The sequence below is a fragment of the Nonomuraea jabiensis genome (genome assembly GCF_014204795.1).
Lineage (GTDB): Bacteria > Actinomycetota > Actinomycetes > Streptosporangiales > Streptosporangiaceae > Nonomuraea > Nonomuraea jabiensis.
This window is the reverse complement of sequence record NZ_JACHMB010000001.1, coordinates 6,044,477-6,060,301: the sequence shown is the minus strand read 5'-3', so window position 1 is coordinate 6,060,301 and position 15,825 is coordinate 6,044,477. Positions and strand designations below refer to the sequence as shown.

Annotated in this window: 14 protein-coding genes; 7 read left to right on the top strand and 7 right to left on the bottom strand. The window is 72.8% G+C overall.

Features of this window, described 5'->3' with window-relative positions; all coding sequences use genetic code 11:
* Positions 1 to 2: 2 nt before the first annotated feature.
* Positions 3 to 578 (top strand): Uma2 family endonuclease, encoded by a 576-nt coding sequence (locus HD596_RS27950; protein WP_185072282.1) that lies wholly within the window; start codon positions 3 to 5, stop codon positions 576 to 578.
* A gap of 7 nt (positions 579 to 585) precedes the next feature.
* Here the strand turns inward: HD596_RS27950 and HD596_RS27945 are convergent, their stop codons facing one another.
* From HD596_RS27945 to HD596_RS27930, 4 genes are all read right to left on the bottom strand, one after another.
* Complete coding sequence (locus HD596_RS27945; RefSeq protein ID WP_185072281.1) at positions 586 to 1,626, bottom strand: TauD/TfdA family dioxygenase; 1,041 nt, start codon at positions 1,624 to 1,626, stop codon at positions 586 to 588.
* A gap of 97 nt (positions 1,627 to 1,723) precedes the next feature.
* Positions 1,724 to 2,407 carry a response regulator gene (locus tag HD596_RS27940; protein ID WP_313044836.1) on the bottom strand — a complete coding sequence of 228 codons (684 nt, stop codon included), beginning with the start codon at positions 2,405 to 2,407 and terminating at the stop codon, positions 1,724 to 1,726.
* Positions 2,404 to 3,543 (bottom strand): hypothetical protein, encoded by a 1,140-nt coding sequence (locus HD596_RS27935; protein ID WP_185072279.1) that lies wholly within the window; start codon positions 3,541 to 3,543, stop codon positions 2,404 to 2,406. The genes HD596_RS27940 and HD596_RS27935 overlap by 4 nt, the downstream gene beginning before the upstream one ends.
* Positions 3,544 to 3,606: 63 nt before the next feature.
* Entirely contained in the window at positions 3,607 to 4,761 is a 1,155-nt protein-coding gene (locus tag HD596_RS27930; protein ID WP_221519543.1) for a sensor histidine kinase, read from the bottom strand.
* A gap of 281 nt (positions 4,762 to 5,042) precedes the next feature.
* Here HD596_RS27930 and HD596_RS27925 point away from each other — a divergent pair, with 281 nt between their 5' ends.
* Together HD596_RS27925 and HD596_RS27920 are read left to right on the top strand one after the other, a co-directional pair.
* Positions 5,043 to 5,795, top strand: coding sequence for a PP2C family protein-serine/threonine phosphatase (locus HD596_RS27925; protein ID WP_185072277.1), 753 nt, complete (start codon positions 5,043 to 5,045; stop codon positions 5,793 to 5,795).
* A 320-nt stretch (positions 5,796 to 6,115) separates the two neighbouring features.
* The gene (locus tag HD596_RS27920; protein WP_313044833.1) at positions 6,116 to 7,105 is read left to right on the top strand and encodes an endonuclease/exonuclease/phosphatase family protein; all 990 of its coding nucleotides are present in this window, start codon (positions 6,116 to 6,118) and stop codon (positions 7,103 to 7,105) included.
* Positions 7,106 to 7,130: 25 nt separating this feature from the next.
* Here HD596_RS27920 and HD596_RS27915 read toward each other — a convergent pair whose 3' ends face one another.
* The gene (locus tag HD596_RS27915; protein ID WP_185072275.1) at positions 7,131 to 9,449 is read right to left on the bottom strand and encodes a beta-xylosidase/alpha-l-arabinosidase; all 2,319 of its coding nucleotides are present in this window, start codon (positions 9,447 to 9,449) and stop codon (positions 7,131 to 7,133) included.
* Positions 9,450 to 9,789: 340 nt separating this feature from the next.
* On the opposite strand from HD596_RS27915, the gene HD596_RS27910 reads away from it, so the two are divergent.
* Positions 9,790 to 11,208, top strand: a complete 1,419-nt coding sequence (locus HD596_RS27910) for a vanadium-dependent haloperoxidase (protein WP_185072274.1) — start codon at positions 9,790 to 9,792, stop codon at positions 11,206 to 11,208.
* Between the two features lie 84 nt (positions 11,209 to 11,292).
* Here HD596_RS27910 and HD596_RS27905 read toward each other — a convergent pair whose 3' ends face one another.
* The gene (locus HD596_RS27905; RefSeq protein WP_185072273.1) at positions 11,293 to 11,481 is read right to left on the bottom strand and encodes a hypothetical protein; all 189 of its coding nucleotides are present in this window, start codon (positions 11,479 to 11,481) and stop codon (positions 11,293 to 11,295) included.
* 497 nt (positions 11,482 to 11,978) lie between these two features.
* Between HD596_RS27905 and HD596_RS27900 the strand changes: the two genes are divergently transcribed.
* Genes HD596_RS27900 through HD596_RS27890 form a run of 3 tightly spaced genes read left to right on the top strand, consistent with a single transcriptional unit; the run spans position 11,979 to position 14,307 of the window.
* Positions 11,979 to 12,935, top strand: a complete 957-nt coding sequence (locus HD596_RS27900; RefSeq protein WP_185072272.1) for an ArsR/SmtB family transcription factor — start codon at positions 11,979 to 11,981, stop codon at positions 12,933 to 12,935.
* Between the two features lie 14 nt (positions 12,936 to 12,949).
* Positions 12,950 to 13,225: a hypothetical protein gene (locus HD596_RS27895; RefSeq protein ID WP_185072271.1), complete on the top strand. Its 276-nt coding sequence runs from the start codon at positions 12,950 to 12,952 to the stop codon at positions 13,223 to 13,225.
* The gene (locus HD596_RS27890) at positions 13,222 to 14,307 is read left to right on the top strand and encodes a transglycosylase SLT domain-containing protein (protein WP_185072270.1); all 1,086 of its coding nucleotides are present in this window, start codon (positions 13,222 to 13,224) and stop codon (positions 14,305 to 14,307) included. The genes HD596_RS27895 and HD596_RS27890 overlap by 4 nt, the downstream gene beginning before the upstream one ends.
* Here the strand turns inward: HD596_RS27890 and eccB are convergent.
* Entirely contained in the window at positions 14,301 to 15,719 is a 1,419-nt protein-coding gene (eccB, locus tag HD596_RS27885) for a type VII secretion protein EccB (protein ID WP_185072269.1), read from the bottom strand. The two genes, HD596_RS27890 and eccB, sit on opposite strands and share 7 nt — an antisense overlap.
* Between the last annotated feature and the right edge of the window lie 106 nt (positions 15,720 to 15,825).

Genomic DNA, 15,825 nt, shown 5'->3' with positions numbered 1-15,825 from the left:
CAATGGCGACGATCGAACCGACCACGAGGCGCGAGATTGTCCTTCCTGCGCCGCCGTACACAGTCGACGACCTGCTCAAGTTCCCCGACGACGGGAACCGCTACGAGCTCTTCAACGGGAGCCTACTGGTGAGCCCTTCCCCCACATCTCCCCACCAGCGCGCCATCTATCGACTGCAGCGCATCCTCGACGATGCGGCGCCACTCGAGCTGGAGCCTCTGGCAACCGTCAATCTCCGCGTCACCGATAAGGACTACTACATACCTGACCTTGTCATCGTGCCCGCAGACAGGGATCAGCTGATGTACTCGCCAGAAGAGATCCTGCTCGCGGCGGAAGTGGTCAGCCCAAGCACCAAGATGAGGGACAGGGGCCTCAAGGTCATGGCGTATGCGGCGGCAGGCATCCCCAGCTACTGGCGAGTCGAAATGGGGGAAGGACCGACGGTCTACGTCTACGAGCTCAACGGCGAGAGCTACGACCCTCCGACCGCCTACAAGGCAGGTGAGATAGCGAACCTGACGACACCCTTCCCCGTAAGTTTCGATCCTGCCGATCTTGAGTGCCAGCGACGCTGACCCCGCCTCAGCCCGTCGTGAGCCAGAGGCGGAGTAAGTGGCGGCGGCGGGACGGCTCGGGGTGGTCCTCGTAGGCGGTGCGGCTGTGCAAGGTCACGTGGTTGTTGAGGAACTGCAGGTCGCCCGGTCGCAGATCCATGGTGAGCGTGAAGCGGGCGTCGTTGGTCAGGTCGTCGAGGAGAGCCATGGCCTCCTCCTGCGCCCGGGTGAAGGGCGGCACGGTGGCGCCGCGCTGGGCGGAGCGTAGGTAGTCGGGGCCGTACGCGATGGACACCCCGCCCCCGGGGCGAGCCGCGCAGATCGGCTTGGTGTAGAAGCTGTCGGGGCCGTCGCCGGTGCGGCGGTCGTGCCACCACGGCTCGTAGAGGACCTCTGCCAGGTCAGGCCGGGTGCGCACGACCTCGTTGTGCACCGCCACGGAGCTGACGACGGCGCTGAGGCCGCCGGATTTCGCCGGGCGGACGCAGAGGAGGGCCACGACGTCGGTCGGGTCGCTGTGGTAGCCGAGCCGGCCGCTGTGCTGGTAGCTCTTGGTCCGCGCGTGGGACGGGTCGGCGCCCGTGTCGCGTACGTGCATCACCAGCGCCCCCTCCGGACCCTGCGGGACGATGCCACCCACGTGGGCGGCGAGGCCGAGGGCGGCCGTCTCGCACTGGCGCTCGCTCAGCCCCTCGACGGGCACCCCCTGGAGCAGGACGAAGCCGCGGCCGTGCGTGAGCTCGTCGCGCACCCGCCGCAGGACGGGGCCGAGCGTCGGCAGCCGGAACCTCTCTCGCGTGATCTCGCGCCCCGCCGCAAGCACCTCCTGACGGTGCCCCTCCGTGACCTCACTCCCCGCCGCAAGCGCCTCCGTAACCTCGCGCTCCGCCGCATGGACGGCGGTCAGCACCTCCCGCCGGTGCGCCTCCGTGGCCTCGCCCTCCGCCGCGTGGACGGCGGCGAGCACCTCCCGCCGGTGCGCCTCCGTGAGCCGGATGCGCCAGCTGGCGTCGTCGCGCAGCTGCGAGCCCAGCCAATCCCCCGGTCCCAGCACTTCCGCCACCGCCATGACGTGACACCACCTCTCGATCGGCCGCCCGTTCGAGAATCACCTTGCCCTTCCGGATCGGCCCAGGCAGCCCCACATCGCCCACGGCATAACGCCTTCACCCAGGGCGGAACTCCTCGGACGGCGTCGCGCGGGCGGCCAGGGAGGTGTAGACGGTCACCTCGTCCGGCTGGACCAGCCCGTCCTGGATGGCGCAGATGAGGAGTTTCTCCTTGGTCGGCGCGGGGCGGCCGGCGGCGGCGTACTTGACCCTGGCGCGGTCGATGTACTGGCGCACGGTGCGCTCCTTGATGCCCATCCTGGCCGCCACCGACGCCTTCGACATCGACTGGAACCAGTACAGCAGCGCCGCCCGCTCCTTGTCGGACAGCTGCGGCCGGTGCGGGCCCTCGTCCGTGGCGATCGCCTGGGCCATGGGCGGGGTGACGGACGGCCGGTCGGCCGCCACCTCCAGGATGGTCTCCAGGCAGGACTCCCGGGTGGCCCGGCCCTTGCCGATGAACGCCGACGCCCCCGCGTCCAGCACCGCGCGCACCGTCTCCGGCTCCTCGTGCTCGGAGAAGACGATGACCCGCTGGCCGCCGGCACACAGCTCGGCGACCCGGTCCACGACCATGGTGCCGTTGAGATTGAGGTCCAGCAGGAGCACGTCGGCCTGCACACCGCGTACGGACTCGATGGTCGGCCCCTGCGCGACCAGCTCCACCGGGCTCGGCGGCCCGAACCACGACCTCACGCCGTCCACCACCACCTGATGGTCCTCCACCAGGGCTACCGTCACGCGTCCCGCCCCTCCGCCGGCGGGCCCTCCCAGATGCTGTTGACCCATACCTCCCCTCCCTGCCGCTGATAGGTGACGACGACCCCGCTCGGCTCCCGCACCGGGGTGGCGCTGACGGGCAGGTCGTCGTTGTCGGCCACGACGGCCACACTCACCATTGTGGACATCGCGGACACCGTGACCCGGGCTCGCGACCTCGCCCCGTCCAGCGCCCGCACGGGTGCTCTGAGCAGATCCTCCCGTACGCCGTCCGGCAGCGCGGGCATGCGCTCCCCGAACGGCGGCGCCGTCACCAGGACCTGGCGCCGCTCGGCCGCGTCGATGCGCTCGCGCAGCACCGACACCAGCTCGTCCGGTACGTCCTCCCGCTCCGTGATGAGCCGCCGCAGCCGCATGGCCCCGGCCGTGCAGTCCTCGCGTACACGGGGATCACCCGGGTCGGCGCCGTCGGCGAGCTGTTCGAGCAGCGACTCCGCCACGTCTCGGATCGCGGCGTAGCGGCGGAGCCGGTCGGCATGGATGCGCTGGGCGGACTCCCGCCAGGCGTCGTCGGCGGCCAGCCGGCGGGCCAGCAGCGCGGCGTCCTCGGCGCGGACGCGCAGCGTGTGGCAGCCCGCCGCGTAGCCGAGCTGCAGCGTGATGCTCCCCACCATGACCATGAGGTATTTGGCGATGGAGACCCGGTCGACGGTCCCCGTCACGATCATCGCCGCCAGCATGATCGCGGCGTTGAGGGACAGGAACGCGATCAGCTCGCGCCGCCAGGCCGGCCGGTTCCACAGGAGCAGGACACCGACCCAGCCCACCGAGCCCCAGGCCCAGTCGCTGGGGCCGAGCAGGTCCTCGGGGCGGCAGGAGACGATCACCGCGATGTCCGCGGCCAGCACGACGGCGGCCAGCGAGCGGGCCCTGGCCGGCCCCTCGAACGCCGTGACCAGCGATCGCGCGGCGACCACGACGACCGCCGTGTAGGCGATCCAGGCCGCCGCCACCAGCCACGGCCAGCGGAAGGCGGGCCAGCCGGAGACGGTGACGGTGAGGTCGTAGCCGGTGTGCCAGACCCCGGTGATCACGACCGCGCCGATCGCGGTGTAGCGGGCGTACCGCTGCGCCACCTCTTCGATGTCATCGGGCATGGCCGCCCCCTCGCCGCAAGATGCCCCCGGTCTTGACCGCCCCGCGCCGTGAGATGCCCCCGGTCATGGCCGCCACCACAGGCTCACCCGGGTGCCCTGGTCGCCGGAGCGGATGTCGGCGCCCGCGTTCGGGAGCGAGCGCATGGTGTCGAGGATCGACCCGCGCACGCCGAACCGGTCCGACGGCACCCGTTCCACGTCGAAACCGCCCCCCGCGTCCGCGACCTCCACCCTGATCTCGCCGTCGCACCGGCTGGAGACCAACTCCGCCTCGCGCACCCCGGAGTGCAGCGCCACGTTGGCCAGCGCCTCGGTGACCGCGCGGGCGAACCGCTCCGCGACCTCCCCCGGCACCGTCTCCGGCGTCAGCCGCTTGCGGACGTCCAGCCCCGTCACCCGCCCGGCCACCTCGTCGAGCAGGGCGTCCAGGGCGATGGGCGCGGACTCGGCGCTCGGCCTGGCGCGCAGCTTCTCCAGCGCCGCCAGATCGGCCAGCGCCTGCCGGCGCAGGGTGGGCGAGGGCTTGTCGTACGTGCCCAGCCCGACCATCGTCAGCGTGTGCAGCGACGTCTCGTGGACGCTGCCGACCTGGCGCAGCTCGTCCTCGCGGCGCAGCCGCTCGGCCATGAGCGCGATCTCGGCGCGCGCGCTCTCCCGCAGGAACGCGTCCGCCGAGGCGGCGGAGCGGCGCAGCAACGTCATCAGCAGCGCGATGCAGAGGATCTGCACGAGGTGGATCCCCAGCGTCCCGGCCACCTCCTGGTACGGGGCCGCCAGCCGCATCCCGGCCAGGTACGCCCCCGCCACGACGAGCCCGACGGGCACGGCCACCCACGGCCGCCACGTGACCCCCGATACGACGATGGTCATCGTCACCAGCCCCGCGATCCAGCTCGAACCGCCCTCGAGCGCGGCCCCGCCGACGAGGTGACCCTGCGCGAGGCAGAGGGCGACGGTGATGACCGCGTCACCGGCCACCAGCCAGGCCGGAAGCCGCCGGCCGCGCCAGGCCACCCACAGGAACAGCCCCGTCCACACGAGGTCGGCCGCGAGCGCGGGCGCCAGCCAGGCGAAAGAGACCGGTGGAACGGCGCCGAGGGTCGCGGCGACGATCGCCACGAACCCCACCACGCCCCGCGCCCCCGCACCGGTGCGCGCGATGGTCCGCGCCATGTGCCTGGTCGCGGAGTCGTATCTCGTGGAACCGGGGAGAGACATGAGCCGCCCGCTCGCGATGACAGCACAAGACGGGCTTCACAATAACGTAAGAGCGTCTCTGTGGCGCCGGGTGGAGACATGGGTCGCATCGTCGTTTCCCTCGTGCCGGCTCTGCTCGCGGTGTTGACCGCCTCTCCGCACCCTGGCTCCCCGAGCGTCCCCCGGCATGACGGCTGATCGGCCGTCATTCGCTACGACGGCCGATCAGCCGTCAGTCGCGTCTGCTCAGCAGCGCTGTGTACTGGGCTGCGGGTCGCGACGATGCGGCGAAAGGGGACCTCATGACCTTGCTGGTGATCTCGATCCTGGTGGGCTGCCTGTCGGTGATGACGGTCCGCGGCCGGCGGGGGAACTGGCCGGCCGGCATGCCGGTGGCCCGGCCGCGCCTGGTGGCGGTGGGAGGCACGTACGAGGGCTCGCGCGGCCGGCCGTCGGACGCGTACGTCGTCCAGGAGCGGCTGGTCGCGGCGGCCCACGGCGCGGCCGGCGGCGGGCCGGCCCACACCGCCGCGGCCCTGGCCCTGGGCGCCGTGGTCGGCGCCAGGCCGCAGTACCAGGAGGATCTGGACGAGTGCGCGCAGGCGGCGCATCGCGCCGTGCGGACCGCGTCCGTGCGCGGCGGCGCGGGATCCGCCCTGGTCACCAGCCTGGACGTGATCGTCCTCGAACCGGGCGAGAGCCCGCGCCTGCGCTTCGCGCACGTCGGCGACGGCGCCATCTGGCACTGCCGGAAAGGCGCGCAGCCGCGGCCGCTCACCACGTCACACTCCTTGGGCGACGGCCCGCCGTTGCGCGGGATCGGCCTGCCGGCGCAGCTCAACCCGGAGGTCGGCGCCGTTCCGCTCCGTCCTGGCGACCGCGTCGTGGTCGTCACGAGCGGCGCGATCAGGGCGCTCGGGGCGGCGCGCATGAAGGAGCTGTTCACCGTGGGGATGTCGCCGGGCGCGTGCCTGGACCGGCTGTACGACGAGATGGCCGCGGCCGACCCCAAGGACGACGCCACGGTGATCATCGCCGACTACGCCACCGCCTGAGACGCCCACGCGGGCCGGGACCCGGCTGGGCGGAGGTCCCGGTCTCCGTTCGTAGCGCTCATCAGCCGATGGTCGTCGGTTGGGCAGACCGGTTCCTTCGGTCTCCCGCGTGGTCTACGCCGGCAACGACCCCATCGTGACCGACGCACGCCAGCGCGCTGCTGAGCAGCACGCTGTAGGGCAGGGCCCCCTGCATCGAGGCGCACGTCGCTGACCTGCGCCGACGCCGGACCCTGAGAGCGAGCTGTGGACGCGGCGCGCGCCGTCCCGCGCCGGTTTAGGGTTCAAGCAGTGGAAGGATGCGCGGACGGGACGGCGGAGTGAGCACAACGGTGGAGACCGGGCGGGCCGCGGACGGCGGCTCCCCTGCTCCCAGGAAGCGGCGCAGGCGGTGGCTCGCGTGGACGGTCGTCGCGCTGCTGGCCCTGTGGGCCGTCATCAGGGTCGCCGGCATCGAGGGCGGCTCGTTCCTGACCCAGCTCATGACCGTGACGCCCATCGGGGCCGGGCTGGCGGCGCTGACCGCGATCCTGTCGCTGCTGCGGCGCAACCGCCCGGCCGCGCTCGCCGCGGCGCTCGTCTGCGCGGTGCTGGTGTCGGTCGTGACGCCGCGGGCCTTCAGCGCCGAGCAGCCGCCCGCGCAGGGCGCGCCGCTGCGGGTGCTGTCGGTCAACCTGTTCGGCCGCGGTGACGCGCAGACCGTCGTCGACCTGGTACGCAGGTTCGACGTCGAGGTGTTCAGCGCCCTGGAGCTCACCCCGGCCGAGGTCGAGCGCCTGGACGCGGCCGGGCTGAAGCAGCTCCTGCCGTACCGGGTGCTGCAGGCCGACTTCGGCGCCACCGGCAGCGGCATCTACTCCAAGCACCCGGTGACGGAGCTGACCGGCCTGTTCACCCCGATCGGCCACAACATGCCCGCCGCCACCGTGGCGCTGCCCGGCGGCGGCAAGGTCGAGGTCGTGGCCGTCCACCCCAACCCGCCGCTCGGGCGCATGGAGGCGGAGTGGAAGGCCTCCCTGCGCGCGCTCCCCCCGGCCTCGCCGTCGGCGATCCGGGTGCTGGCCGGCGACTTCAACGCCAGCCTCGACCACCGCGCCTTCCGCGACCTGCTCGACCGCGGTTACGTGGACGCCGCCGACCAGGTGGGCAAGGGCCTGATCCCGACCTGGCCGAACGGCCGGGGCATGCCGCCCATCATCTCCATCGACCACGTCCTGGCCGACCGGCGGGTGGCCGTGAACCGGGTCGAGATCGTGGACGTGCCCAGGACCGACCACCGCGGCGTCTTCGCCGAGCTGCGCCTGCCCTAGCCGGCCCGGCGGGCCGGCGGGCCGGCTAGGCGTGAGTGGTGAGCCGCCGCTTCGAGCCGAGCACGACGGTCCCGCCGGTGAGCCGGACGGCGGCCCGCAGCGGCAGGTCCCCGGCGGAGGGCCCGGCGGAGAGCACGATCGCCCCCGGCTCGACGATGCGCCGCAGGTCGGGCCCGGTGTACGAGAACGCGTCCACGGGCACGCCGAACACCACCGCCCGCTCCTCCCCCGGCTCCAGCGCCACCCTGGCGAACCCGACGAGCTGCACGACGGGCCTGGCGACCTGCGCGACCGGGTCGGAGGCGTAGAGCTGCACGACCTCCTCGGCGGGCCTGGCGCCGGTGTTGCGCACCTTCACCCGGACCTCGACCGAGCCGTCGGTGGGGCACTCGGCCACGTCCGTCGTCATGGCCACGTACTCGACGGCCGAGTACGACAGGCCGTGCCCGAACGCGTACGCCGGAGTGGGGTCGAGCACCGTGATGCCCTCCGCCTTCCTCCCCAGGGGCGGCTGGAGGTAGGTGGACGGGCTGATCGGCGGCGTGCCGGGGATCTGCACCGGCAGCCGTCCCGAGGGGTTGACCCGCCCGCTCAGCACGCCCGCCACCGCGGCCGCGCCTTCCACGCCGGGGAAGAACGCCTGGACCAGCGCGGCCACCCGGTCCTTGTAGGCGCCGAGCGCGTAAGGCCGGCCCGAGACCACCACCAGCACGGTCGGCGTGCCGGTCGCGAGGACCGCTTCGACCAGGTCGGGCTGGAGTCCGGGCAGCCGCAGGTCGGCCACGTCGCAGCCCTCCCCCGACGTGCCCCCGCCGAACAGCCCGGCCCGGTCGCCGACGAACACGAGCGCGAGATCCGCCTCCGCCGCGACCTCGGCGGCCCCGGGGATGCCCGACGCGTCGTCGCCCGACACCTCGGCGCCGAGGCAGTGGCGCACGTCGGCGTAGGGGAACTCCAGCGTGAGGCTCTCTTTGATGGACGGGATGGGCAGGCCCATGCCGTGCTCCGGGTAGCGGTCGAGCACGTGGTTGGGGAAGGCGTAGCAGCCCATGAGCGTACGCGAATCGTCGGCGCACGGCCCGATGACGGCGAGCCGGGCGGTCGTGCGGGGGCCGATGGGCAGCAGGCCGTCGGGGTTGCCCAGGAGCACGATGGAACGTTCCGCGATCTCGGCGGCTATCCCGCGGTTGCGCGGGCTGTCCAGATCGACGTCGTCCGCGCCGTCCGGGACGAGCGGGGCGCCGTCCAGCAGGCCGAGCTCGATCTTCTGGCGCAGCACCCGGCGTACCGACTCGTCGACCAGCGCCTCCTCGACGTGGCCCGCGCGGACCTTCGCGACCAGGTGCGCGCCGTACGACACCGTCTCGGGCAGCTCCACGTCGACGCCCGCCCGCAGCGCCACCTCCCCGGCCGCGGCGTCGTCCTCGGCCACCCGGTGCGTGGAGGCGAGGAACGGGACGGACCAGTAGTCGGACACCACGGTCCCGTCGAACCCCCACTCGTCCCGCAGCAGCCGCCGCAGCAGGTCCGCGCTCGCCCCGACCGGCACGCCGTCGAGGTCGGTGTAGGAGTTCATCACCGAACGCGCGCCGCCCTCGTGCAGCGCGACCTCGAACGGCGGCAGGATCACGTCGGCGAGCTCGCGCGGCCCGATGCTTACGGGCGCGTGGTTGCGGGCCGCGCGCGAGGCGCCGTAGCCGGCGAAGTGCTTCAGGGTGGCGATGACCCCGGCGCCCTCCAGGCCGCGCACGTAGGCCGCGCCGATCTTGCCCACCAGGTACGGGTCCTCGCCCAGCGTCTCCTCGACCCGCCCCCAGCGGTAGTCGCGTACGACGTCCAGCACCGGCGACAGGCCCTGGTGGACGCCCGCGGCCCGCAGATCGGCGCCGATCGCCGCGGCCATGCGCTCGACGAGGTCCGGGTCGAACGTGGCCGCCCAGGCCAGCGGCGTCGGGTACGCGGTCGCCCCGAACGTCGCGAACCCGGTCAGGCACTCCTCATGGGCGATCGCCGGGATGCCGAGCCGGTTCGACGTGACCACCAGCTCCTGGAGCTTGCGCAGCCGGGCCGCGCCCTCGGCGGCGGACAGCGGGGCGGTGCCGTACACGCGGGTGAGGTGCCCGAGCCCGTGGGCCAGCTGCTCGTCCAGCCCTTCGGCCGTGTCGAAGCGGTCCTGCATCGGCGCCACGTTGCCGTGCTCGGGCCCGTTCCGGAGCCAGACGGAGCCGAGCTGCGCGACCTTCTCCTCCAGCGTCATCTCCGCGAGGAGGGACTCGACCCGTTCGCCGACCGTCCGCGCGCTGTCCCGCCAGGGCGCCAGACCCGGCGCGTTCACTGATGTCATGGCCTTCCTTCTGAAGCCTTCCGAAAGCTCATTCCGATCATTGATTTCGGACTCTAAGTGCCCACCGCGAAAGCCGTCAAGAATATTTCGATGAACCACCGAAACTTTCGGACAGCGCCGTTATCAAGGAAAATCGCGAAAAATCCGACCCCGCTCCCGCGCAGGCACACTGGCCAGGTCAGCCCCCAGGACGCGCCGGCGAAAGATCGAGCGGGGGTCACCGCAACGGCAGGCGACTGTCACCGGAAGGCTAGCCCGAAAACGTGTTCGAGTATGGAATCGTCGTCATGCCCCGGAGGCACCCCGGGGCTCGCTGACAACGAGGGGAACTGTCTTGCCCGTGCTGAGATCCTTACGCGTGGCCGCGCTCGCGCTCGTGAGCGCCGCCGCGCTCGCCCTGCCCGCCTTACCCGCCCAGGCCACGGGTCCCAACGTGGTCGTCCGGTGGAACCAGACGCTGCTCACCGCGGTGCGCACCGGCACGCTGGGCCCGCCACTCGTGGCCAGGGCGCTGGCGATCGTGCACACCTGCGCCTACGACGCGTGGGCCGCCTACGACGCGGTCGCCGTCGGCACCCGCCTGGGCGGCTCGCTGCGGCGGCCCGCGGCCGAGCGCACCGACGCCAACAAGGCCGCGGCCATCAGTTTCGCCGCCCACCTGGCGGCGGTCGACCTCTATCCGGCGCAGCGGGCCACGTTCGACGCGCTGATGACCGAGCTGGGCTACGACCCGGCCGACGCGTCGAGCGTCCCGGCGCAGACCGGCGTCACCGCGTGCCAGGCGGTGCTCGACTACCGCCACACCGACGGCTCCAACCAGCTCGGCGGCTACGCCGACACCACCGGCTACGCGCCCGTCAACGCCCCCGTGGTCGTGGCCGACCCGCTGACCTCGCTCAACGATCCCGGCCGGTGGGCGCCCCTGACGTACGTCAACCGGGCCGGGGCGACGGTCACGCCGCCGTTCCTCGCGCCGCACTGGGGCCAGGTGGCCTCCTTCAGCGGCACCGCCCGCGGCCTCGCCGACGCCGTGCCCCCGCCGTACGCCTACGGCTCGTCCGGTTTCCGCACGCAGGCCGCCGAGATCGTGTCCACCACGGCCGCGCTGACCGACCGGCAGAAGTCGATCGCCGAATACTGGGCCGACGGCCCCAGCAGCGAGACGCCGCCCGGCCACTGGAGCCTGTTCGCGCAGCAGATCTCGGCGCGCGACCACCACGGCATCGACCAGGACGTGAAGCTGTTCTTCGCGCTGGCCAACTCGGTCATGGACGCCGGGATCGCCTCGTGGGAGGTCAAGCGCGACCACGACTCGGGCCGCCCGATCACCGCGATCCGGTTCCTGTACAAGGGGCAGCAGATCCCGACGTGGGGCGGCCGGGTGATCGACGGGGCCACGTGGGTGCCGTTCCAGGCGCCGACGTTCCCGACGCCGCCGTTCGCGGAGTACGTCTCGGGCCACAGCACGTTCAGCGCGGCGGCGGCCGAGGTGCTCAAGCGCTTCACCGGCGCCGACACCTTCGGCGGGCAGGCCGTGGTCGTGAAGGGCTCCTCGCAGGTGGAGCCCGGGGTGACGCCGGCGCAGGACGTGACGTTGCACTGGCGCACGTTCACCGAAGCGGCCGACGAGGCCGGGATGTCGCGCCGGTACGGCGGCATCCACTTCCGCCTGGGAGACCTGCAGGGCCGCGCCCTCGGCCGCGCCGTCGGCACGGCGGCCTGGGACCGCGCCAAGGCGTACTGGACCGGCCGCGGCTGACGTCCGCCCCATGACAGGACGCCGCACCACGGAGGCGCCCGCTCCACTGCGCTGGGAGCGGGCGCCTCTTCGTGCGGCGGGGCGTCAGGCCACGTTCTCCTCGGCCAACCGGTTGAGCGTCTCGAGGTCGAACGAGCCCGCCTTGACCGCCGCGGTGAACGACTCCCAGTCGCGGCGCGGTACTTCCAACACCGCGTCCGGGTTGTCGACGTGGATGAGCTCCACGTGGTCGTTGATCCGCTTGGCCTCGACGCGGCCGGCTACTTGGGTCATACGCACTCCTTCCAGCGCCCTGCGGGGATTCCACCCCGGCCACCCGTTCGCAGGAGGACCGGGGCGGATGCGGGAAGCCTTGCATCCGGAGGGGTGACCCGGCCACTGGGCCGGGGACGAGGGAGGTTGGAAAAACCCACTCACAGGAGACGATCTCTTGGCCCGGGGTGCAAGATTGCCGACCCTCGGTGGGACCTATGGGGCCAGTGATGGACAAGTGTCTGTTAGAGCCTTTTAAGCGAGAAGTTAGTGGAGGGGCGTAAGTTCTCCATAAATCACAGCACAGCACCACAAAGAGGACACATCATGAACGTGATCCCAGAGCGGCGGACGCACGTCCCGGAAAGCCGGAGCGTTCGCATCACGTAGAAGTTGATCATCCCGCTTACGGATGTTTCGAGCATTCTCGAAGCATTCCTCCGGAGATGTCTTCCCTGTCTACAGTCCTACCTGTGGGGGCCCAAGTAACAAGCACCAAGGTATGGAGCGAGCTGCGCGTGAGCTCCACGCCCAAGCTCTATATCTCCATCTCACCCAACCTGACCGTCCTCGCCATGATCGCCGACGCCCTCGCCGGCCGCCGCCGCGGCCTGCCCGAGCTCTGGCGGCGGGCGATCAGCTCGCGCGTCGGCCCGCTGGGGCACGAGGCCGTACGCCCGCTGGCCGCGCCCGGCTACTCCGTCGCGCCGGACATCCTGGTGCCGCACACGCCCGTCGGCCAGGACGTCTCCATGCAGGCCCAGATCAGCGCCCTGCACGACATGCCCCCTGACCGCCTGCTCAGGGACCTCGAGCAGGCGTTCGGCCCGGGGCCGCTGCCCGCGCACTGGCGGGCGGCGGCCGAGCGGCCGGCCCGCTGGCTGCTCGGCTACGCCGGCGCCCTGGCCGATGTCTGGAGCACCACCGAGCCCTTGTGGAAGCGCGGCCGCCCGCTGCTGGACAGGGAGATCGAACGGGTCGGCGTCGCCACCGTGCGCGGCGGCCCCGAGCTCCTGCTCGGCGCGCTCAGCGAGCGCCTCGTGTACGGCGAGCGCGGCCTGCTCGTCCCGGACCTCGAACCAGGCACGTTCGAGCTGGGCGACCGCAAGATCGTCCTGGTGCCGATGCTGGCCGGCAAGGACGCCCTGATCCTCAGCATGGACCACCCGGAGGCGGTGTGGATCGCCTACCCCGTGCGCGGGGCGGACTCGTTGTGGCGCAAGCCCGTCGCGCCGGCGGTGGACGAGCTGTCGGCGCTCGTGGGACCGGTCCGCGCGGACCTGCTGTGCGCGCTCGACCAGCCCATGACCATGTCGATGCTGGCCACCGACATGAAGATCGCGCCCAGCGGCCTCACGTACCACTGCGACCGGCTGCGGGCCGGGCGGCTGATCACGCGCGAGCGGCGCGGGCGCGAGGTGTGGATCGCCCGCACCCATCGGGCGGACGAACTGCTGGAGCTGTTCCGGCGTTGACGGGAAGGAGCGGGATGCTCAAGTTCCAGCGCGACGCGCTGGCCGGGTGCGCCGAGGCGGCCGGTGCGGCGGCCGGCGCGTTCTCGGGCATCAAGGGCCAGGCGCCGGGCGCGGCGGCGTTCGGCGACGTGTCCGGGTCGGCGGCCATGGCCACGGCGGCGGCCGACCTGGCGCGGGTCTCCGAGCTGGCGGCGCGGACCCTGGGCGGCCGGCTGGAGGCGGTCGAGCACACGCTCGACGCCGTCCGGCGTACGGTGATCGACGCCGACGGCGGCGCGGTTCGAGCATGAGCCCGCTCGACGAGGTCAGAGCCGCGCCGGGAGGCGCGGAGCTGGCCGACCTGGCGGCCAAGGTGATCGGCGACCCGGGCGGGATCGCCTCGGCGGCGAACGCCTGGCGCACCGCCGCCGGCACCGGCCAGCGGCACACCGAAGCGCTCCGCACCGCGACCGCCGGCGTGGGCGGCGCGTGGCAGGGCGGCAGCGCGGAGGCGTTCACCGGCTACATGGGCCAGGTGGTGCGCTGCGGCGACGGGCTGCGCCAGGCGCTGCAGGAGTGCGCGGGCCACCTCGACGCCGCCGCGAGCACCCTGCGCTCGGCCGAGTCGCGGGCGCTGGAGATCTGCCACGGCTACGCCGCCGCCGCGCAGGAGGTGCGGGGCCGCGAGCCGCGGCCCACCGAGGAGCAGGTCGCCCAGAGCCTGAAACCCGCGCTGGACCAGGCCCGCGCGACGCTGAAGGAGCTCGTCGCCGCCACCGGCACGACCCTGTCCGACACCGCGGGAAAGATCCAGAAGGCGCTCGGCACGATCCCGGACGTCGCCGCCGAACTTGGCGAGCCCGACGCGCAACCCTTCGCCCCCCGCTCGGGCAGAGCGCTCGGCTGGGCGCCCGCGCGGCCGGAGCCCGGCACGACCGCGCTGGCCGCGGCCACGGGCTCGGGCTCGTCGGGCGCCGGGTTCGGCGGGTACGGCTCCAGCGGCCCGCCCCCGCCCGGCGGCGGCCCCGCCCCGCCACCGGAGATCGCCGGCTGGATCAACCAGGCCGTCGAGATCCTCAAGGCCAACGGCTACCCGGTCGAGAAGATGAACGTCAACGACATCTACACGATCATCCGGAAGGAGTCCGGCGGCAATCCGAACAGCATCAACACCTGGGACTCCAACGCGGCCAGAGGGACGCCGTCCAAGGGCCTGATGCAGACGATCGACCCCACCTTCGAGCGGTGGAAGCTGCCGGGGCACGGCAACATCTGGAACCCGGTGGACAACATCATCGCGGGCGTCCGGTACGCCATCGAGAGGTACGGCTCGGTCTCGAACGTGCCCGGCGTGGTCGCGCTGAAGACCGGCAACGACTACCGCGGCTACTGACCCGCGGCCTGCGGCCGGCCCCCTTCGAGCAGGGGCCTGGCCGCCCTGGCCGGGTCGAGCACCGGCCCCTCGGGGATGAGCTGGAGCACGTTGGCGGGCACCGGGGTGGCCTGGCCAGGGGCGTAGCCGAGCTTGGCCAGCACGTCGGCGCCCGGCACGGCGTAGCGGCGGCCCTCGGCGGTGACCAGGTAGTAGGACTGGACCGCGGTCAGCTGCCCGTCGCCGGGCAGGACGCCGGCCAGCACCGCCCGGCCCGGCGGCAGGCGTACCAGGTCGGTCGCGTCGCCGCGCGGCTCGGGCAGCTTGGCGCCGGTGGTGAGCCGGACGCGGGTGGAGCCGGTGCCCGTGTCGGCGTAGACGACGCAGATGGGACTGGCCGGGTCGTACGCGGTCATGCGCGGCATGACAGCGGGCAGGCCGTCGGCGGGGACGGCGGTCCGCGAGTGGGGGGCGGCGTTGGCGGAGGCCGCGTCGACGGCGATCTCCCTGACCGCGCCGCCGCCGTAGGCCGCCCTGCTGTCGGGGTCGCTCAGCAGCAGCGTGGCCTGCGCCTGCGTGATGGGGGCCAGGCCGTCGTCCAGCAGCACGTACCAGCGGTCCTCGCCGCCGGCCACGCCGCCCGCGCGGAAGACCTGCCCCACGGCCGCCGTCCTGCCCCCGGGCCCCGCCACCGGCCGGCCGCGCCCGCGGACGTCGGGCGCGGCCAGGTCGGGCCCCTCGGGCAGCGCGTTCAGCCAGGCCACGGGCACGGCGGCGGGGACGGCCGAGGTGAGCCCGCGGGCGATGCCGGTGGGGACGCGCATGCGGGTGCCCCGCCAGATCGCCCACCGCTGCCCGCCCACGTCGACCAGCAGCGCGTTCCCCTCCGCGAGTGGCGCGCCGCCGAGGTCGCGCCCGGCGACCAGCGTCACGTACGGCTTGCGCCCGGTCGGTTCGGCGCGCTCCTGGACGCAGGCCGCCCAGGGGCCGCGGGCCAGGTTCGCGGGGCCGGGCAGCGAGTCGGGGGCCTCGGGGATGCCGATGAGGGCGCCGCGCTCGTACGTGGCCAGCGCCTCCCGCGCGACGACGCGCTCCTTGACGTCCTGGGAGGCGAGCACGAGGCGGGCCGAGGCGTAGTTGGCGACGGGGATGAGCCTGCGCTGCTCCTGGCTGTAGACGAACCTGGCGCCGGTCTCGCGCTCGATGATCAGCGTGCCGGGCTCCTCCAGCGCCTTCGTGCCGCCCGGGCGCAGCAGGCCGAAGACCGCGAAGCCGACGCAGAGCAGCACCGCGACCATGATGCCGGCGAGGAAGCCGATGTTCTGGCGGCGCAGCGGCCATTCGGGCTGGTTGGGCTGGGCGCGCAGGAGCGCCAGGCCGATGCGCTGAACGGTGAGGCGGTACGCCTGATAAAGGTCGCGCTGGCTGTGCAACTCCCGCCCCTTGGATCACATGACTCCCTACTTAACCCAATTTATCGGGATAAATACGGAGAAGCTGTCTGGTTTCGTAATTGAGAATGATCAACGACCAGTGAAT